General features: G+C 57.4%; 16 protein-coding genes and 1 pseudogene. 5 read left to right on the top strand and 12 right to left on the bottom strand.

All coding sequences use genetic code 11. The features are described from left to right. Position 1: 1 nt before the first annotated feature. Both KDB76_RS04605 and KDB76_RS04600 read left to right on the top strand, forming a co-directional pair. A complete protein-coding gene (locus tag KDB76_RS04605) occupies positions 2-1,693 on the top strand; it encodes a hydantoinase B/oxoprolinase family protein (protein ID WP_212632230.1) in 1,692 nt (563 codons plus the stop codon). 549 nt (positions 1,694-2,242) lie between these two features. After that, the gene (locus tag KDB76_RS04600; RefSeq protein ID WP_212632229.1) at positions 2,243-2,650 is read left to right on the top strand and encodes a DUF3422 family protein; all 408 of its coding nucleotides are present in this window, start codon (positions 2,243-2,245) and stop codon (positions 2,648-2,650) included. A 134-nt stretch (positions 2,651-2,784) separates the two neighbouring features. Here KDB76_RS04600 and KDB76_RS04595 read toward each other — a convergent pair whose 3' ends face one another. After that, positions 2,785-2,985 (bottom strand): hypothetical protein, encoded by a 201-nt coding sequence (locus tag KDB76_RS04595; RefSeq protein WP_016711371.1) that lies wholly within the window; start codon positions 2,983-2,985, stop codon positions 2,785-2,787. Then, the gene (locus KDB76_RS29655; RefSeq protein ID WP_013970866.1) at positions 2,985-3,350 is read right to left on the bottom strand and encodes a hypothetical protein; all 366 of its coding nucleotides are present in this window, start codon (positions 3,348-3,350) and stop codon (positions 2,985-2,987) included. Before KDB76_RS29655 ends, KDB76_RS04595 begins: the two co-directional genes overlap by 1 nt. Positions 3,351-3,430: 80 nt before the next feature. Between KDB76_RS29655 and chrA the strand changes: the two genes are divergently transcribed. Both chrA and KDB76_RS04585 read left to right on the top strand, forming a co-directional pair. After that, on the top strand, positions 3,431-4,636 hold the full coding sequence (gene chrA / locus KDB76_RS04590; RefSeq protein ID WP_029380191.1) for a chromate efflux transporter: 1,206 nt from the start codon (positions 3,431-3,433) through the stop codon (positions 4,634-4,636). Between the two features lie 10 nt (positions 4,637-4,646). Beyond that, positions 4,647-4,952, top strand: a complete 306-nt coding sequence (locus KDB76_RS04585) for a PadR family transcriptional regulator (protein ID WP_009405714.1) — start codon at positions 4,647-4,649, stop codon at positions 4,950-4,952. A 333-nt stretch (positions 4,953-5,285) separates the two neighbouring features. Here KDB76_RS04585 and KDB76_RS04580 read toward each other — a convergent pair. The 3 genes and pseudogenes from KDB76_RS04580 to KDB76_RS04570 all read right to left on the bottom strand — a co-directional run bounded on the left by KDB76_RS04580 (position 5,286) and on the right by KDB76_RS04570 (position 7,547). After that, positions 5,286-6,848 (bottom strand): annotated as a pseudogene (locus KDB76_RS04580) (IS66 family transposase). A gap of 49 nt (positions 6,849-6,897) precedes the next feature. Further along, complete coding sequence (gene tnpB / locus KDB76_RS29650) at positions 6,898-7,233, bottom strand: IS66 family insertion sequence element accessory protein TnpB (protein ID WP_009405710.1); 336 nt, start codon at positions 7,231-7,233, stop codon at positions 6,898-6,900. Next, entirely contained in the window at positions 7,230-7,547 is a 318-nt protein-coding gene (locus tag KDB76_RS04570; protein ID WP_009405708.1) for a transposase, read from the bottom strand. Before KDB76_RS04570 ends, tnpB begins: the two co-directional genes overlap by 4 nt. Before the next feature lie 413 nt (positions 7,548-7,960). Here KDB76_RS04570 and KDB76_RS04565 point away from each other — a divergent pair, with 413 nt between their 5' ends. After that, the gene (locus KDB76_RS04565) at positions 7,961-9,766 is read left to right on the top strand and encodes a DUF4209 domain-containing protein (protein ID WP_137187503.1); all 1,806 of its coding nucleotides are present in this window, start codon (positions 7,961-7,963) and stop codon (positions 9,764-9,766) included. Positions 9,767-9,953: 187 nt separating this feature from the next. Here the strand turns inward: KDB76_RS04565 and KDB76_RS04560 are convergent, their stop codons facing one another. The 7 genes from KDB76_RS04560 to KDB76_RS04530 all read right to left on the bottom strand — a co-directional run bounded on the left by KDB76_RS04560 (position 9,954) and on the right by KDB76_RS04530 (position 19,806). Next, positions 9,954-11,618 carry a hypothetical protein gene (locus KDB76_RS04560; protein WP_137187502.1) on the bottom strand — a complete coding sequence of 555 codons (1,665 nt, stop codon included), beginning with the start codon at positions 11,616-11,618 and terminating at the stop codon, positions 9,954-9,956. A 520-nt stretch (positions 11,619-12,138) separates the two neighbouring features. Continuing rightward, complete coding sequence (locus tag KDB76_RS04555; protein ID WP_024086269.1) at positions 12,139-12,486, bottom strand: type II toxin-antitoxin system ChpB family toxin; 348 nt, start codon at positions 12,484-12,486, stop codon at positions 12,139-12,141. After that, positions 12,483-12,737 carry an AbrB/MazE/SpoVT family DNA-binding domain-containing protein gene (locus KDB76_RS04550; protein ID WP_013970943.1) on the bottom strand — a complete coding sequence of 85 codons (255 nt, stop codon included), beginning with the start codon at positions 12,735-12,737 and terminating at the stop codon, positions 12,483-12,485. The genes KDB76_RS04555 and KDB76_RS04550 overlap by 4 nt, the downstream gene beginning before the upstream one ends. A 192-nt stretch (positions 12,738-12,929) precedes the next feature. Further along, positions 12,930-13,622, bottom strand: a complete 693-nt coding sequence (locus KDB76_RS04545; RefSeq protein WP_013970942.1) for a HAMP domain-containing sensor histidine kinase — start codon at positions 13,620-13,622, stop codon at positions 12,930-12,932. Next, positions 13,619-15,226, bottom strand: a complete 1,608-nt coding sequence (locus tag KDB76_RS04540; RefSeq protein ID WP_023661095.1) for a response regulator — start codon at positions 15,224-15,226, stop codon at positions 13,619-13,621. Before KDB76_RS04540 ends, KDB76_RS04545 begins: the two co-directional genes overlap by 4 nt. Before the next feature lie 159 nt (positions 15,227-15,385). Then, positions 15,386-18,103 (bottom strand): LuxR C-terminal-related transcriptional regulator, encoded by a 2,718-nt coding sequence (locus KDB76_RS04535; protein WP_013970940.1) that lies wholly within the window; start codon positions 18,101-18,103, stop codon positions 15,386-15,388. 338 nt (positions 18,104-18,441) lie between these two features. After that, positions 18,442-19,806, bottom strand: a complete 1,365-nt coding sequence (locus tag KDB76_RS04530) for a DUF1329 domain-containing protein (RefSeq protein WP_013970939.1) — start codon at positions 19,804-19,806, stop codon at positions 18,442-18,444. Between the last annotated feature and the right edge of the window lie 7 nt (positions 19,807-19,813).

Here is a 19,813-nt window from a genome sequence, read left to right as displayed (position 1 = left end):
CATGTCCCAGGCCAATCCTTTTACCTGTGAGGTCATCAAAAACGCTTTGGTGGCAATCGGCGAAGAAATGTTCATCGCCCTCAAGCGTACCAGCATGAGCCCGATCATTTACGAGGCACTGGACTATGGCATCGGCTTGACCGATGCGCGTGGCCAATTGATCTCTCAGGGTAATGGCATTCCCGGCTTTATCGGCACACTCGACGGAGCGGTGCGCAGCGTTCTGGAGAAGTTTGACCTTCACGACATTCAACCGGGCGACATGTTCATCACGAACGACCCGTATGGTGGTGGAGGAACCCATCTCTCTGACGTGTCTATGATCATGCCGGTCTTCCATGAGCAACGGCTTATTGCCTGGACCGCCAACAAGGCGCACTGGACCGAGGTGGGCGGCAAGGACCCTGGCAGCTTCAGCTCCGATGCGAGTGAAATCTACCAAGAGGGTCTGCAGTTTCCGACTGTGCGCATCTATGACCGCGGTCGGATCAACCAAGCTTTGGTGGATGTAATCGCCGCCAACGTCCGCCTACCGGAAATGACCATTGGCGACTTGCATGCGTGTGCGGCCGCATTGCGGGTGGGCGAGCGCCGGTTGCTTTCTCTCGTAGCCAAATACGGTGAGGCTACAACCCTGGATGCCATGGAGCGCTTGCTCGAACATGGTGAGGCAATGGTGCTCGAATGCTTCAAGACGCTGCCCAAGGGCGTATTTCATGCTGAAGACGTGATCGATGAAGACGGGCTTGGGAATGGGCCATTCTGGGTCAAAGTGCGTGTGGAAATCAGTGACTCGCGCTTCCTGGTAGATTTCACCGGCTCCAGCCTGCAGGCACCAGGACCGATCAACAACACACTGGCCGGCCTGCAGTCGGCGGTGCGGGAAGTATTCATGGGTGTGGTTCGCCCAGGCATACCGGCGAACGCAGGCTGTTTCCGACCGGTCGAAGTGATCTGCCCATCCGGGACCATCTGCACGGCTGAGCGTCCTGCGCCAGTATCCGCCTACTTCGAATCCATGGTCACTGCCGCGGACGTAATTCGCCGCGCGTTGGCGCCCCTGTTGCCGGACCGGTTGATTGCTGGCCAACTTGGTTCGGTTTGCTCAATGGTGCTCAATGGCCACAATTCCGGCACAGGCGAGGAATACCTGTTAGTCCAGCCTCTCGTGGGAGGATGGGGGGCTGGGCAAAATAAGGATGGGGAGAGTGGCCAGTTCTGTGTAGGTAATGGTGAGACCAGCAATATCCCTGTTGAGATCACTGAGCGTTGCTACGAAGTATTGGTGGAGCGCTATGCTTTCAACGAAGAAGGCGGTGGTGCCGGGCGAAAGCGAGGAGGTCGTGGTGTGGTCCTGGACTATCGCATCCTCTCGCCTAAAGCGTGGGTCTCGACCTTTTTCGGTCGTGGTGTGACACCACCATGGGGTATTGAAGGTGGCTCGGATGGTTCCTGCAACTATGCCGAAGTAACGCGGGCAGACGGTCGCGTGCAACGCTTCAGCCGAGCTAATCGGGTGCCGCTGGAACAGGGTGATCTTTTGCGCCTGGTAACAGCTAACGGTGGCGGTTGGGGGCCGGCGGATGAGCGGTCGTTGGATGAAATTAATGGCGACATTGCTGGTGGCTATCTGACCAGCTCACAGGCTATGGCTGACTATCCGCAGTTCCGTGCTGCTTGCGCACATAAATGATTGAGGCGAGTGGGGTAGAAAGCGCCGCAGTGCTTCCTACCCGTGCCAGTGCGCTAGCAGGGAGCCAAGAATTCAGTTTTATTAACAGTACTGACAAGCGTTTGGTCGTCGTACTGGAACCGGAGTCAAGCGAGTTCTGGATAAAACGTGGTTCTGCCATCCGCGTTGTCGTGCGCAGCGAAAAACCTGCGTCGGCGCTTGACTTGGAGTTTTTACCCGGCGGTCTGGTGATTTATCTGGCTAAGGGGGCTCATGCGGCAATTTACCAGGATGGCAAATTGCTAGGTGAAGCCCGAAGGGCGAGGAGCCTTACTCGACGGCTAAATGTAATTAAATAAACTTGTTAGGCTGATCGTGCTGATCAGCCTAACTCTCTTGTGGCGGAAATCAAACGACTACTTCAGCATCTTTATGGTGTTATCTGTGGAAATTACGGCAAACTCAAGCCTAGCCCCGAGTAGCTCATAGGGCACCTTATATGACGATCTCCAGAGGCATTGAAGTGGCAAAAACCTGACCTAGTACAACTCTTCTAAGTAGAGTCCTACCATGCATTCCCTGAGAATCGGCTTGCACAATGAGTTGCACGCACGTCCCTCAATCTACTTCCATGAGCCCGCGCATGTCTTTCACATGGCTTTGCTCGAGGAGGGAAATGCTCTAGACCAAATAGTCGGTAAACTGGAGACCGAAGGCGAGAACACTGCAACGCATTGCAGGTCCCAAGGGCTACTGAGGTTGGATGGCTTCTCAATGAAATGGGAGCGCCACACCGAGTTTCTGTCCTTAACTTTAGTACTACCTAAGTCTGAAGGAGGCGAATTTTGGCCAGCAATTCCTGACTATCTAGAATCGCTAGTATCGGGGCACGAGCACTTGATCGTGGAGTGTACCCAGATTTTAGTTGAAGCCGAGGATAGCTGGGAGGTAAGCGTACGGGGAATACGCCTTGCGTAGATCAGCCAGGCATCCTGGGAAATTGCACCTCTCTTGACCAAGCGTTTGCATTGCACTTGACCACCTGTTGGCATCGGATTTGACCAGCCAATTGCATTGGATCTGACCACTCAAAGCACGGCGTAACTGAATAGCTACAAAAACGATGTGGGCGGCATCATCTGCGGCGTGCCATCAATGATGCACATCCAGCCCCAGGTTTTGAGTGCTGGCGTCTTGTTGAACTCTTTCACCAAATCGGCGGCGATCTGCCCTATGTCGATCTGCAGTGCGAACTGCGGCCGCATCGCGTGCATAACATCTACCCCCACATCGCCGGCCAGAAGTTCGCACATCAGTCTGGTGCGTAGCTTCCAAGGAGTTCTTTCCGCGTCGTTCCGGATGCTGAAAGACCATGGTGTCCAGATGGGCCGACGCGCGGCAGTTGGTCGAAGAACGCCAGTGAGCCTGCGCCCAGGGTTGCCGTGAAGGCAGCCGGCAAGCTGAACTTCACCACAACCGACCAATCAGTCTGCTGGGCCATCAGCCCGAGCTTAAAAAGATTGTTGGCGAAGTGCACCACGGCGGTGGCCGCAATAGCGAGCTGCAAGGGGAAGAAAAGGGCAAATACTGGCATCAGCGCTGTCCCTTGACCGAAGCCAGAGAGCAACGTCAGCCCTGAAGCCAGCAGTGCCGCAAAGCCGATCAGAATGAGTTCCATGATGGTCGACCTCAATTATCGATTTACGCTATCGTACATCGATAATTTCATCCAACCCTGTCACAGATCAAGTAATGACCATGACTGAGATCACCAAGACTGACCGTAGCCCTTGGGCTGTTTTTTTGATCTTCCTCTGCTTGGGGCTCACCTCCTTCGGCGGCCCAATCGCACACCTGGGCTATTTCCGCGATGAGTTCGTGGTGCGTCGACAATGGTTGAGCGAGCGCAGCTATGCGGATCTTGTCGCCCTTTGCCAGTTTCTGCCAGGGCCGGCCAGCAGCCAGGTCGGTATCGCGCTCGGTCTGTCGCGCTCTGGCTATCGCGGCGCGCTGGCCGCGTGGCTGGGCTTCACCTTGCCCTCCGCAATTGCCCTGATCCTCTTCGCACTCGGCATCGCCAGTTATGGTGATGCCATGCCTGCTGGCGTGCTGCACGGTTTGAAGGTGGTGGCCGTGGCAGTGGTCGCCCAGGCGGTCTGGGGCATGGCGCGCAATCTGTGTCCCGATGCACCGCGTATTTCCATCATGGCGGCGGCGACCTGCTTCGTGCTGCTCATACCCTCTGCCTGGGGGCAAGTGAGTGTCATCATCCTTGCAGCCATCGTCGGCCTGCTGCTGTTCAAACCGCAACAGGGAGAGGCCCATGATCCACTGCCGATCAGCGTGCGGCGTCGCGTTGGCCTGTTCTGGCTGGCGCTGTTCTTTGCTCTTCTGCTGGGGCTGCCGTTGCTAGCAGCTGTGTTCCCGAATCAGACATTGGCGATGGTGGATGCCTTCTACCGCGCCGGCTCGCTGGTATTCGGTGGCGGGCATGTCGTGCTGCCGCTGTTGCAAGCTGAGGTCGTACCAACAGGCTGGGTCGACAATGATGCATTCCTCGCGGGCTATGGTGCGGCGCAGGCCGTGCCGGGGCCTCTGTTCACCTTTGCAGCCTTTCTCGGCGCCTCGATGAACCAAGCACCAACTGGCTGGCTTGGCGGCCTGATCTGCCTTCTGGCGATCTTTGCGCCGTCTTTCCTGCTGGTGGTGGGTGCCCTGCCGTTCTGGGAACACCTGCGCCGTAACCTGCGCACGCAGGCTGCACTGCTCGGCATCAATGCGGCCGTGGTCGGCCTGCTGCTGGCTGCTCTCTACCAGCCCGTGTGGACGAGTGCGATTCATGGCCCGCAAGACTTCGGCCTGGCCCTTGTGGCACTGGTGGCGTTGATGTTCTGGAAGCTGCCGCCGTGGCTGGTCGTGCTGGGCAGCGGTATCCTAGGCGGGCTGTTGAGCATTGCCCTGTGAGAGGCGGCGAATGACCGACAAAGACCTCTACGGCGGGTTGATCCGCCTGCACATCCTGCACCACGCCGCCGAGGCTCCCATCTTCGGGCTGGCCATCATCGAAGAGTTGCGACACCACGGCTACGAGCTTAGCGCGGGCACGCTGTATCCGATGCTGCACGGTCTGGAAAAGAAAGGTTATCTGCGCTCGCACCATGAGCGTACCGGGCGCCGTGAGCGACGCATGTACGAGATTACCGATGAAGGCCGAGTCGCGTTGGCGGATGCCAAAGTCAAGGTCAGGGAGTTGTTCGGAGAGTTAATCGAAGGGCGCTGATGGCCTTATCCGGAGTGCCTGCGGCCAGCTACTTGCTTTCATGACCGCGCACTGACCGAAAGCAGTGGTCTATTAGCTACGTCCGCTTTTGGCCGATTCTGTTGAAAAAGTCGACCATGGTTTCCGCAGCAGAAAAGTATGCGTCCGAGATTGAAATCTTTACTTTCGGCAGAGGCTTCCGGACTCAGATTTCACGTAGCAGTGTGCAAAAAAGGCGTTTTAACCAGTCAATGACCGGGCTGTTTGGGCGAACCGACTTTTTCAACAGAGTCGGTCGATTTCTGCCGGTCAGGGCGTACCCGTGCGCGGTTCAAATTCGATGCAAACAACTGGTCAAGTCGAGTGCAAACGGGTGGTCAAGTCCATGCAATTACGCAGCATCCACTGATGCGGCAGTAGATGTTCGATCTCACTAGCTTTCTGCGTCGGCAATCGCGTCAGTACATCCTTGAGATATGCGTACGGATCATGCCCGTTCATGCGTGCCGACTGGATCAAACTCATGATCGCTGCCGCTCGTTTGCCACTGCGCAGAGACCCGGCGAACAACCAATTGGAGCGCCCAAGCGCCCATGGTCTGATCGTGTTCTCCACCGGGTTGTTGTCGATGGGTACGGCACCATCATCCAGGTAGCGCATCAGCGCTACCCAGCGTTTCAAGCTGTAATCCAGAGCCTTGGCCGTGGCCGACCCCTCGGGCACGAGGTCGCGCTGAGCCAGCATCCATTCATGTAACTTCTGTGCAATGGGCGCCGCTATTTCTTGGCGTAATCGCCATCGTTCTTCATCGCACATGTCTTTGGCCTGCCGTTCGACTTCGTACAGCCCGCCGATTGAGTGCAGCGCTTGTTCGGCCAACTGGCTTTTGTTCGCTGCATGCAGGTCGAAGAACTTACGGCGGGCATGCGCCATGCAGCCGATTTCGGTGATATCCAGGTCGAAGCTGGCCTTGTAACCCGCGAAGTCATCACAGACCAGCTTGCCGTTCCAGGTGCCCAGGAAGTTGCGCGCATGTTCGCCGGCGCGGCTGGGGCTGAAGTCGTAGACCACCGCCTTGAGGGCCGAGTAAGGCGTCGTGCAATAAGCCCAGACATAAGCTCGATGCGTTTTCTTCTCTCCGGGAGCCAGCATCTGCACCGGAGTTTCATCGGCATGCACGACTCGCTGAGCCAGCACCGCTTCGCGCAGTGCATCCACCAGCGGTTGTAGCTGTACGCCAGTTTGGCCCACCCATTGAGCCAGCGTTGAACGCGGGATCGCCAGGCCTGCACGGCCAAAGATCTTTTCTTGCCGGTACAGCGGCAGATGGTCAGCGAATTTGGCTACCATCACATGCGCCAGTAGGCCTGCGGTCGGGATGCCCTTGTCGATCACCTGGGCCGGCACCGGTGCTTGGATCAGTGTTTCGCACTGGCGGCAGGCCCACTTTCCACGTACATGCTGCTCAACGGTAAACACGCCAGGTGTGTAATCCAGCTTCTCGCTAACGTCTTCGCCGATGCGCTGAAGCTGGCACCCTCAGACACACTGGGTGTTCTCTGGCTCGTGACGAATGACGGTACGTGGGAACTGCGGCGGTAGCGGCGCGCGCTTGGGCTTTTGGCGGGGTTCGTCCGACGTTGGGGCGGGACGAAGCGCGTTCAGTTCTGCCTCGATAGCCTCAAGGTCGGTGTTGAGCAAGTCATCCAGCAAGCTGCCTTGCGCTGGGCTGATCTGCTCGCTGCGCTTGGCGAACTTGTGGCGCTTGAGGATGGCAATCTCGTGAGAGAGCTGCTCGATGATCGTCTCGTCACGATGGATTTTTCGCGCCATGGTGTCGACCTTCGACAGCAACTGCGCAGCGAGTGCGCGCAGTTGTTCGGGTGTCATTTGGGCGAGATTGGGCGAGGAAGTCATGCCGTGGATTTTACCAAAGCGATCCACCTGCCACAGCTGAAAAGCAAGGCTAAATCACTGTGATTGCGCCGTTAGCGCCAACTCGCTGCCATGGCAAACCGAGCACCAGCGCTTGAAGTTGTTCAGCGTCGAGCCCAACTTCCAAGCCGCGATGAGTGCCAGGCCAGTGAAACTTGCCTTGGTTCAAACGCCTCGCGGCAAGCCAGATGCCCACGCCATCGTGCACCAGCACCTTCATCCGGTTGGCCCGGCGGTTGGCGAACAGATAAGCGCAGTGCGGCTTCGCCGCACCGAACACAGCGACCACGCGGGCCAACGCAGTTTCGGTGCCGGCGCGCATGTCCATGGGCTCGGTGGCTAGCCAGATGGCGTCGATGCGCATCATTGCGAGAGGCTGCGGATAAAACGTGCGCAGCCGTCCGGGTCGGAGATGGGCCATTTTACCGTGATGGATTTGTCGCCCAGCGACAGTGCGATGACCACGGCTTCATCAGCTTGCCGTTTAGGAATCGGTTGCAGCGGTACAAACGCGGGAAGTGGCGCGACGGGTTTATCACGGTAAATCGGCAGCCACTTGCGAATCACGTTGGCATTGATGCCGTGGCTGATGGCGACGCTGGAAACTGAGGCACCGGGTTTCAGGCATTCCTGCACGACCTGGGCCTTAAAGGGTTTGGGATAGGAGCTTCGTTGGCGCATGGAAATCCTAGCGATAAGGGTGATCGCGTCCGCTTAAAATAGGCGGACACCATCGCCCTTAATTCCGGATTTCTGAAGGTGTGTTCTCTGGCCGCTTACGATGAAAGGCCAATCCTTAACTGTTTGCAATGCGTTGACGCTTCCCTGGAGCGACTGGCATCACGCATAAAAGCTGCTGAGGGTAAGGCTGCCAGCCTCTCAGCAGAAGCCCATACCGCGATGATGCGGCAAATCGAGTCCGCTCGAATGGATTACCACTCAGAGCTGGTTGCTCTGTCCTACGCAGTAAGAATGACACTCACTGGTGTGATCTGATAGAAGACAGATGCTACGGACGCTTATTCGGAATAAAGCGGCTCGTCATTCTCGAAGCTAGCGTATACATTTCGATAGGACCTACATGGAGACAACGTATGCCTCTGGATTGGCAACTCATTACTGAAGAGACCTTGTCATCTCTCGATTTGGACAGCCTGCTTCAGGGTGTAACAGATTTCGAATGCTTCAGTTTTCAAACTGAAATTTCTCGTTTGGAAAAGGAGGAAAGTCGATGGAGCTCTGCTCAACTGGAGGGTTTACGCTTTATTGGTGCATCGCTTTCAATGATGCTCCACGCGAACCAGCCGTCTGAGCCGTTTGGTCCAATGTTCGTGATGGGCGGCCGACGGAGCGCTGTTCCGACTGATTTCCCCAAAAAGTGCCTTGGTGAGTTACAGGCCTGGGCAATTTCTCTTAGGGACCCAGAGCTTCGAGCAAGATTCTTGGATCTGATATGGGTACAAGCTCGTTCTTTTCCAGCTGCTCTGGGAGCTGTTGAGGCGTATCTTGAATCGGCGTTACGGCTTGAATGTCCCACTGTTTGGTCGAAATGTCTCGAGCGCATAGAGCGATCTTTACGTCTCTCTGCTGGATTGGGCAAGGGCGCAGCTCAGCTACGGCTAAAAGTTTTAAACGAAACTGAAGCCATGCTTCATAGGCATCAAGGAAAAGACCCACTTTATCTGACATTGCGCCTCACACGACTGCTGCTGGAATTCAAGCACGGCGAACCTAGTCAGTTCGCCGCATACGCTCGTGCAGCAGCCGCCGCCGCTGAAACAGAAAAAAACTACTGGCGTGCGAAGGACTACTATCAACTGGTAGCCGAATGCCTTCGCACCGCAGGTGATATGGACGGAGAAGGGGCCGCACTCAGAGACTCAGCAGAGTCATTGGTTAAAGAGGCCGAACTGGCACGTGCCCAAATCGGGCGCGGAGCGATGGCTGCTGCGTCAATTTTGTCAGACGCTGTAGAGGCTATGCGACAAGCTCCAGGTGGACGCGAACGAGCAGCAGAGCTACATGATCAATTGCTGAAACTACAGAAAGAGTCCTTAGATGATTACAAGCCAATTTCGACCAGCATCGACCTGACCGAAATGGTTCTAAACTCAAGGGCGGCTGTACGTGATAAAAGCTTTCATGACGCTGTTATTGCTTTGATTAGCATGGGAGCACCACCATCGATTTCCAAGCTAGTCCAAGACGTCAATGACCAAGCTCGTGTCTCAGTTCTGGGCAGTATGTTGTCCAGCGAGATCGTCAATTCTCGCGGCCGGGTAGTCGCTCGCGCTCCTGGACTTGATGGCGCTACTGACGATATCAAGCACGATGGATTGCGTTGGAGGATGTTTAGCACGGCGCGCTTAGGAAGAGGACTTTATGTACAAGGTGCCTTTGAACCCGGGCGTATTGAGATTTTGGCTGAGCACTTTCCGGACCGGCTCGACGTACTAAGCTTGATTCAGCACAGCCCCTGGATTCCCCCCGGACATATGGAAAGTGTACTTCGTGCGTTGGTAGCTGGTTTCCATGGGGACATGCTGGTTTCATCGCATCTTGTAATTCCTCAACTCGAAGCCATTATTCGTCATGCCGTTGAATCAATGGGCGGAGCCACCTCAATGCTAGAACCTGGCGGAGTACAACCGGAGCGACCTCTAAGCGCTCTTCTCGATACTCCTGAAGCACTCAAAATTTTTGGATCGGATGGAGTATTTGAGCTACAGGGTTTGCTTGTTGATCCTCTCGGCACAAATCTGCGAAACGAAGTAGCACATGGTTTGATTGATGATGAAGGCCTATTTGGCACAGACGCCTTATATGCGTGGTGGCTGCTGCTGAAATTTTGCGTAGTCACATCGAAAATTGTGCAGCGACAATCGAACAACCCCCGCTAGTGATAGCTAGCTTGGGGAAGGTGACACAGCACAATTCCAATGATAACGAAAAATTAAAAATTTAACTTATCAGGATTCGGGATACAACCATTTTAAACGGAACGCAAAATCGAATGAAGCAGGACAAATTCGGCGGCGGGGACGCCGCCGAATTTTGGTTCATATCTCATACGGCAGAAAAGCAGCTTCAACTACCTTTCACCCTTTGAACCTTGAAATCAGCGTTCTCAATACTATGAGTGATCGTAGTACCCTCGATGGAATAGACTACGATCGCTAACTCCCTACCTTCAAGGGAATCCAAGTTTGTGAAAAAAGCTGCCTCAAACCCTTGCAAGACACTTTGAAAGATGGGTGGAGTCACCTGATTACCCAGCAGGTCGAAGTCAGCACCGCAACGCTCAGAAATTCGCAAGTAAGATGCAAGCCCGCCCTCATTCATTGCCAGAACCGTTTCCTCTGGAATGTTCAAATTCGCCGTCTTCAGAATCTCCTGACCTGTTGGCTTGCTTTCGATAACAGCCCCACTCAAAATTTCAGAATAGATGCTAATCAGTCGTTCGTCTTGAGCTGATATATCTAACGAATTAATCTTGAGGCTCCCATCAATAGCCATTGCAACTATTCTGGCCCTGCCTACTAATTGTACGACGTGGTCGAAAACATCAAAGAGTGGAGCATAGTCATGAGACGAGCTTTCACCAAACTGCAAAATTTCTCCCTTCGAATTCAGCTCAATAACCATCCTTGAAGTTTCATGTCGACTTAGAAAGCTTACGGCTTTCTGAAGCTTAGGGAGATGCATAACATTGGAGAAGGTAGACCCTATCCACTTCTGCGGATCAAAATTGTAGTCAATCTTTATCACCTGACTACTTGCGTTAAATGTAACTCTATGAGTGAACAGTCCATCCAGACAGCTACCGACTATAAATACATTCTCCCCCGCGACATGAAGGCTCGAGTCAAATGATGCCAATTCAAACTCTGCATCGCTTTCCATCGATCTTAGATACAGGGTCGAAGGCAAGAGCGTTTTCGCAGGCTCAAGAAACAGTACGCCTTCCCGCTGACTATTACTGATCATCTCAAATAGAGGGGAACCAGAAAAATCGAAATCGCTTGTTTTTATCTCAATACCTTCGCCCGTCTCCAGATATTTCTTCCACTTCTGATTGGCTGCGCGAGCTGCATCCTCGTCCTTAAAGCGAATTTGAACTTGAACTTTTTCTCCTGGCTTCGTACTTATTTCATGCGCCAAGTGGTTACCGCTAGCAGTAATCTTTATTACAAACCTCTGATCAAGCTGACTAAGGTACTCTTCATAGCCACGAACAAAGCCACATAGAGGGGTTTTTCCAATCTCGCCAATACCTGTGTAGGCAAGCTTAGTGGCATTCGCTACTGCTTCGACTAACTTCTGCTGCAGCTCACTGGGTCCGATGGATGTCTTGCCAAGCAATTCCATGGCTCGCTTCTCAGCGCGAAACTTCCACTCTTTCAGAAGCTCAACAGGAAACCTAACTTCATCAGTGTCAATAAGTTTCGAGCAAGATTGACATAACCAAACTCCATTCGTAGCCGAGCCCCTAATTTCCGAGGTCATGGTCGGATCGTAGCGACGCGCTCCCGGCCCAGGTGCAGCAGCTGCGATATGTGCAGCGACACCAATATTGGAATACCCGCTTCTTTCCTCCATAGTCGGCCCGAATGTATAGACTTTGCAATCTGGATTTGAGCATATCCCCCCACACATTTCTCGAAGCTGTCTTTTCACTGGCTCCGAGAAATCGTCTCTAACTTTTTTTGAGCTCAACTTATTTCGTGACTTCATTTGAGTGGGGTCAGTCATGGATACGCTTCTTCGAACCGATAAGCCTATATGCTAATGACTGGAAGCTGATTTATCCACACAATCTTGAAAGAACTGCGAGAGATTAATTTTATCGAAAGCGCGAATAACTGCCCTGCAGTATATGCAGCTTGATTCGAATACGCGACTTTGTATCAAACCGTTGAACCCATGATCGACGATCGCACAGAGCTAACGTCTGGCTAGGCCTGCAGCCCACTCCCATGCATCATCTACCTCAGCAGCGGGGAGCCATTGCTCAAAAGGACGATTTTTTAGTCGATGATGGGTACCACATCCTATGTGGACAAAAATCCGGGATCTGTCCACATAAACAGAAGTCCATATGGACAAGCCAGAAGATCGGCTAAACCCTTGCTACACCGATGCCATGACCATGTCCATATTGTCGCTACATTATGACTACCATGCGGGTGCAGTTGCACTGCAGGGGGCCTACGGGGAAGGTTTCGCGGATGAGCGCTGACGATGGATTCTGCATAGGGAATACGGGAACCGGTTAATCGAAGAGGGTCTGTACGCGAGCCAGTGCATCAAGGATGACGACCTCGGGTACCGACTCTATGCGTTTGGCAAATCGGGCTTCAAGGTCGACTGTGCGCACCTGATTGCAGAGCATCACGCCCTGAGTCTGCGTACCCGCACCGCTGAGCGTGACGGCGAAACCCGCATGCCTGGCAAAATCGCCACCTTGAGTGATCGGCACTACCACAGCCAGGCCTGACGCATTGAACGCAGCTGGAGTGAGCACCAGCGCAGGTCGCCCGGCACCCTGCTGCTCCCGTCCAACAGTCGGATCGAGATTGACGCGAACGATATCGCCCCTGGCGAACTTCACCCGATTCACACTTCACGCCCTACTGGTGGCATCGCGTTCCAGTCGGCCATGTCCTCTGGCTCCGGTGCATCCAGATCGCACTGAGCCATCAGCTCTTCAAGGGTGTATTTGGGTTTCGACCTGACGGGTTTGAGCACCATGGTCTCACCCGCGGTGTCCAGGCTCAAGGTAGAGCCGACTCCGAGACGCATCTGCTTGAGCACTGCAGCCGGCAAGCGAATCGCGGCGCTGTTACCCCACTGTTGAATCTTGATCTGCATGAGTATCTCCCAAGGTAGATACATAGTAGAAACCCTCCAAATGATTGCAAGCGAAATGTAGAGACGTCGTATCTACACTGTCATTTGCCCGGTATGGACAAAAGCCCTGCAACCTCAAGAAGGAAATGCCCTACATCACCTTGGGAACCTACTTTCCACCTGCAAAAATTTGAAACGTAATCCTTGTCAGTTTCAAGGCAAAAACAACCTGAACAACCCACCCCCAAGCGCGCCGCCATTGGAGATCTCGATCCGCCCGCGCACCCCGCCGCTTTCATGCAGTGCCGCGATCCGCGCCGCAAAATACAGGCCAAGGCCGGTACTGCCGCTGGTCGAGTCGATACCCTGGATGAATTCTTCCTGGCGTTCGAGCATCCGCTGTGGATAACCCGGGCCGTCATCGTTGACGCAGATGGCCAGCTGGTTGTCTGCCTCTTCGATGGTGATCAGCAAGGCATGCGCGGCAAAGCGGGTGGCGTTGGTGATCACGTTGGCGATCACCGAGGCCACCAGCTCGCGGTCGAAGAAGCCCAGCGGGTTGTCGGTGTCGATGCGCCAGGTGGCAAGGATGTCCTTGTGCTTGAGCACCTCCTCGTGTGCCGCGAGCTGGGCTTCGATAAAGTCGTCCAGTTCGTGGTAGTCCGGGCACACCGGCAACTGGTTCACGCCCAGTTTGTACAACCCCAGCAACTGCACAAGCATGCCGTTGAGGTGGCGAAACTCATGTTCCATAACCCCTTGCTCGGCACCACTTCGCAGCTCCTCGGGCAAGCGCTGCATCCACTGGTTGTGGGACTGGATCAGCGCCGACAGGGAGTTCTTCAGGTCGTGCACGGTGGAGGCGATCACCGTGGAAAAATCCAGCCCCTGGTTGTCTTGATTCATGCGCCGAACACTCGGATGTGCAGTTTGCGGTAACGGTCGTAGCGGTTGTCGCTGGCGGGGATGCCGGCCACGCTGGTCAGGGCGTCGCGACACTCCTGCATGATCGCGGGCTGAGGGTTGTCTCCGCCGATGCGCAGCAGCGCCTGGGCAGTGTTGAGGGCGATGCTGATGTTCTTCGGCTGCAAACCCAGCGCCTTGCGGAACAGCTGCAAAGCCTCGCCGAGCTGCCCTCCCTGGTAACTGCGCACACCCTGGCGATTGAGGGTGACCGCTTCGGTAATGGCGTTGAGCACGCTGGGGTCGTCCGTCAGCTTGCCGACCCTCTCCATGACCTTTGGGTCATCGCCATAACTTTCCACACAGTTCTTCAGCACGCCGATGGCGGCAGCTTCCTGTCCCATGGCCTGCAACTGCGCGGCAACGGTCAGGGCCGAATCGACCGAGAAGAACTGGTTCATCTTGTCCAGGCGCTGGATCGCCTGTTCGGTCAGCTTTGCAGCCGTTTCAGGGTCGCCGGCCTGCTGCAGGCTGGCGGCCTTCATCATGCGGGCACGCACCTGCAGGCCTTGGTCCTCGGGGTTTTCCTTGGCCACTTCGCTGAGTGTGCTGTTGATCTCGACCCGTGTGCGCGCATCCAGCCCAAAGCCGGCATTCCTGCTCATCAGCGCCTGCACCAGGCCCAGGTTGTTCTCGGGGTCCTTGTAGCGTGAGCTCTGGCCCTGATTCACCGCGTGGCGAAATGCCTTCGAAGCACTCTCGAAGTCTTCGTTTTCCAACGCCAGCTTGCCCAGCGTCGACTGCCGGCGCACCGATAACGGCGACAGGCGCACGGCTTCTTCAAGCATGTTCTGCGCACGCCTGGTCTCGCCTTGGGCCACCAGCACCTCGGCCATGCCATCGTACAGGCCTGGCATGATCGGGAAGGCCTTGAGCGCCTGCTCGTACACGCCCTGGGCCTGGGCATTCTGGCCACGCTTGTGCATCAGGCCGCCCAACGCCGAGTAGACCCACGGCTGCGGGCGGCTGGCCAGGATGGCCTTGAGGAACTTCTCCAGTTCCTCGAAGCGGTTGAGGTTGCGCAAGGCATCGGCCCGATAGCGCAGGCACAGCGGGGCCAGGCGTGGGTCGCGCTTGCACAGCTCGGCGCAAGCCGCCAGCACTTCTGCCGGGCGATTTCGGTCCAGGGCCTGCAGGATCGGCTTGAGCAGGGTCTTGCGCTGGTACAGTTTCTCGACGCGCTGGGCCAGGCCAACTCGGTTGAACGGCTTGGTCAGATAGGCATCAGGCTCGTGCTCGATGGCGCTGAGGACAATGGCCTGGCTGCTCTCGGCAGTGACCATGATGAATATGCACTCATGGCTGATGTGCTTGTCGAGGATCAGGTCTTCGAGCACCTGCTGGCCGTTCTTCTTGCCGTCGCCCAGGTGGAAGTCCTGCAGTATGACGTCATAGCGCTTTTGCGCGCACATGCGCAGCGCCTGCTCGCCGCTGTCGGCGGTGTCCACGTCACGCACGCCCAGTTCGCGCAGCATGGAACGGGTCGACGTGCGAAAGTCGGTAAAGTCGTCGACGATCAGAAAGCTCTTTTGCCCGTACTGCAGCATCAACACGACCTGCCTTGGAATGATTGAAAAATCGCGCGAGGCGATGCCACCGATAGCTGTATCGGCAGCTGGTCGGAAAAGATTAGGGTAGAGCATTCGCGGCCACGAACCATGGCCTCGAGCCATCACTTTAACGAGCAAGACCCTGCTGGGCCAATATCACAACAGCAGCCCCAGGGACTTGGCCTTCGCCACCGCCTGGGTACGCCGCTCCACCCCCAGCTTGCTGTTGATATGGCTGGCGTGGGTTTTCACCGTGTGCAGGGAAATGAACAACCGCTCGCTGATCTGCTGGTTGGAACAACCCTGGGCAATCAGCTCGAGCACGGCCAACTCGCGGCTACTCAGGGCTTCGCCGCTGCCGGTGCTGGCGCTTGGTATCTGCGGCAAGCGCTTGAGCAACTCGGCCTGCACCGGGCAGGCGGCTACTGCATGGAGCTGTTCGAGAAGCCACTGCGGGTACTGCTCCAGCAAAGGCTGGAACGGTTGCAGCACGCCGCCATGGGCTGCCGCCAGCAACCGTGGCAACAACTGGGCGGCCTGCTCTTCCCGACCTTCGCCCAGCAACAAGCCAAGCCACTGGCACAGGGCACTGACGCTGAGCATCATGCCGCCACTGGCCTGGCCGCGCTCGACCAGGCCTGCCAGCCGCTGCGCCGCATCGGCGCTACGCGACTGGATACGCTCGAGGGATGCCTGCTGCAAGGCGATGTGCAACGGCAGCAACGGGTGGAACTCCGGGGCCGCCGCCGGTTGCTCGCCACCATAAGTCTGGCCCAGCCGCAGCAGCCAGGACTCGGCCAGGTCGATGCGCCCCTGGGCCAACCACAACTCGCATTTGACCAGGGTGATCATCGCCAGATAGTAGACCGGCGGTACATCCCAGATGTGCATCAGCCGCTCGGCCTCGGCCAGTTCGGCAAAGGCCTCGGCAAAGTGCCCTTCTCGGCCATCGAGCGTAGCGATCACACAGTGGCCGATGAGCACACTGATATCACGGCAGGCCCGAGCCTCGCCCAGCCCAGCACGTAAACGGGCACGACCCTGGGACGGCTGCAGACGCGACACCAGCAGGTAGCCCTCGTAAAGCGTCAGGCGGGCGCGCACGGCATAAAGCCGCTGTGCCGAGAGCCCTTGCAGGCGCTGCAACCCCTGGCGAACTTCGTCCAGCGCGCGCAACACCTCGCCACGGGCATGCAGCACCCGCGCCCGGTCGTAATGGGCCAGGGCCTCGAACAATGGGTTGCCAACACGCTGGGCCAACTCCAGCGCCTCACGGTTCCAGCCGCGGGCCCGCCAGAAATCGCCATCGGCAATCGCCAGGTTGGACAGCGTCGACAGGCACACCAGGCGTTGGCCATAACGCTTGCTCGGCAAACTCTGCAGCGCTTCACCGCAATAGGCCAGGGTGCGCTCGCGATCACCACGGCCACGGGCGATAACACCACTCAGCGCCAGCCACTGGGCCAGCATGGACTTTTGCGCGGTCGCCGAAGGCGCGGGCAGGAAGCGGCTGAGATAACCCGCCAGCTCCTCGGCCGCGTCCAGCTGGCACGCCAGGCCCAACGCCCAGCTGTACAGCACGATCAGCCGCGGCGTGCTGATCAGCAGGCTGTCGGGCAGGTCCATCTTCCAGCGCAGCAACATGCCGACGTTCTGTTCGGCCAGCAGTTGCTCCTCGGACAGGCTCTGCACCAGGTCGGCGGCGACATCGAGGTAACCGGCGCGCAGGGCCTGCTCCACCGCTTCGTCCAGCAGGCCCTGGCTTTCGAACCAGCGGCAGGCACGCAACTGCAGGTCGGCCAGCGGCTCGCTGGCCTGGCGGCTGCGCAACAGGTCGGAGAACAAATGGTGATAGCGGAACCAGTGGCCATGCTCGTCCAGCGGCACCAGGAACACCTGGTGCGCCTGCAAGAAACGCAGGATCGCGGCACTGTCGTGGCGGCCGCGTACGGCATCGCACAGCGGGGCGCAGAAACGTTCCTGGCAGGCCGTTTCGTAAAGGAAGGCCTGTACATCGGCGGGCAGCATGTCGATGACTTCTTCCAGCAGATAGTCACGGATCAGGCCCTCGCCGCCATGCAAGGCCTGGGGCAAGGCCTGCTCGTCAGCGGACTCGCTTGCCGCCAGCTGCCAGAAACGCAACCCGGCCACCCAACCGTCGCTGCGCTGGATCAGGTTGTCCAGAGCCTGGCCACGCAGCCCGTTGGGTTGGCGGCCGATCACCGCCAGTGATTCTTCGGCGGTCAGGCGCAAGTCCTGTTCGTTGAGTTCGACCAGGTGCCGCGACAGGCGCAGGCGCGCCAGGTGCCAATCCGGGCGTTGGCGGCTGGTGACCAGCAGCACCAGGCCGGGGGGCAGGTGATTGAGGAAGAACTGCAGGCAGCGGTCGAGTACCGGCCCCTGGGCCAGGTGATAGTCGTCCAGCACCAGCAACAAGGGAGTATCGGCTTGCAGGTACAGCGCCAGCTCGTCGAGCAGGCCGTCGAGCCATTCCTCGAAGGCGAACGGCTGGTGGCGCTGGCGCATTTTCAGCAGACCCATGGCCTGGCCGCCCAGCGCCGGGCAATACTGCTGCAGGCCTTCGAGCAGGCGTTCGAGGAATCGGCCAGGGTCGGCATCCCGTTGGCTCAGGCCCAGCCACAGGCTACGCCAGTGCTCGGGCAGCGCTTCGCAAAATTCGATGGCAAGGGAGCTTTTGCCGAACCCTGCCGGGGCATTGACCAGTAACAACCGCCCGCCGAGACCGGCTTGCAGCCGCTGGCACAGGCGCAGGCGCGGCACATGGCCGTCCGGCAAGGGCGGCCGGAAGAAACGCCCGTCCAGCAGGCCCAGGGCCTGGCTGGTGAATCCATGCGTACGGGACAGATCTGTCATGGCCGGCTCGTTCTGATTGGAAGACTACGGCGGTATGGATGCTTGCGAGACTAGCGGGTAACGCTACGCATTTGAAGATGATGGGCGCAATTACACTGAAAAAGACTGCGACAAAAAGCAACATGACTGATGGACAGCGGCTGGGGCGGGGGTTTGGAGGGGTATTCACCAGCTTTATTGCTGTACCGGCCTCTTCACGGGTGAACCCGCTCCTACAGAGATTGCGCAGGTTTCAAGCCCAGTGCAGTACCTGTGGGAGCGGGTTCACCCGCGAAGGGGCCGGTACAGGAAAATGAAACGCCCCGGACAAGCCGGGGCGCTCCGAGGTTGCGCGATACTTAGCGAATACCCGACTGGCGCAGTGCCGCTGGCTGGAAGTCAGCCTTGCTGGCACTGAAGCCGAAGTCGTAGGCGCGCTTCTCTTCGTTCTTCATGCCCAAGGCCAGGTAACGGCCCGACTGCAGGTCATAGATGGCCTCCAGGGTGTACCACGGCACTTCCACGTTGTAGTACGGCTGGGCATGTGCCTCGGACACGCGCCACAGTTGGCCACGGCCGTCGTACTGGTCAATCACCGCAGCCTGCCAGGTGTCCTCGTCGATGTAGAAGTCACGCTTGGCATAGATGTGCCGCTGGCCCGGCTTGAGGGTGGCGACCACGTGCCATACACGGCGCAGCTCGTAACGGGCCAGGTCCTGGTTGATGTGCCCGGCCTTGATGATGTCGGTGTACTTGAGCTTGGGGTCGTCGAGCTTGAAGGCGTTGGACGCGATGTACATCTCCTTCTTGCCTTCCAGCTTCCAGTCATAGCGGTCTGGCGCACCGTTGAACATGTCCAGGTTGTCGGAGGTGCGCAAACCGTCGGCGGCGGTACCCGGGCCGTCGTACGACACTTGTGGTGCCTGGCGTACGCGGCGCTGACCGGCGTTGTAGATCCACGCCTTGCGTGGTTCCTTCACCTGGTCGAGGGTTTCGTGCACCAGCAGCACGGTACCGGCCAAGCGCGCAGGCGCGGTCACTTCCTGCTTGAAGTAGAACAGGATGTTGCCCGGGTTGTTCGGGTCGTAATCCTTCATTCTTTCGCGGAAGACGAACTGGTCGGAGAAGTATACCGGGTTGAAAGAGCCGTTCTGCTGGGGCGTTGCCTGGGTCACCAGACGGCTGACGCTACCGCCCCGGTAGCGGGTGATGTGGTTCCAGATCACCTCCAGGCCGCTTTTCGGGATCGGGAACGGTACAGCCGTGCGGAAGTTGTTCAGACCGTTGCCGCCTTCGACCAGGGTGGTCTTGGTAGCGTTTTCCTTGATGGCGGCGAACACATCGGCCGGCACCGTGGAACCGCGATGGGTCTTGAATACCGGGATCTTGAAGGTGTCCGGATAGCGCTTGAGCATGGCCAGCTGGCCCGGCGAGAGCTTGTCCTTGTACTGGTCGGCGTTCTGCGCGGTGATGGTGAACAGTGGCTTGTCACTGCCGTACGGGTCGGACAGGAAGCCCTTGCCGTCGACGCTGCCCGCGCTCTTGGACAGCGGTTCCCACGGGCCGATCGAGCCATCGGCGTTGCCAGCCTTTTCGGCGCCCATCGGAGTCAAGGTACTGCCCAGCTTGGCCGCCTCGTCGGCGGATACTGCAGCCATGACGCTGGTCGCCAGCAGGGACAGGCCCAGCACACCGGCTTGCAGCAGACTTCTGGTCTTGTTCATGTCGTGT

It is taken from the genome of Pseudomonas sp. JS425 (assembly GCF_018223845.1).
GTDB classification, from domain to species: domain Bacteria; phylum Pseudomonadota; class Gammaproteobacteria; order Pseudomonadales; family Pseudomonadaceae; genus Aquipseudomonas; species Aquipseudomonas asiatica.
The sequence above is the reverse complement of the archived record's forward strand: the minus strand, read 5'-3'. Positions and strand labels throughout refer to the sequence as shown.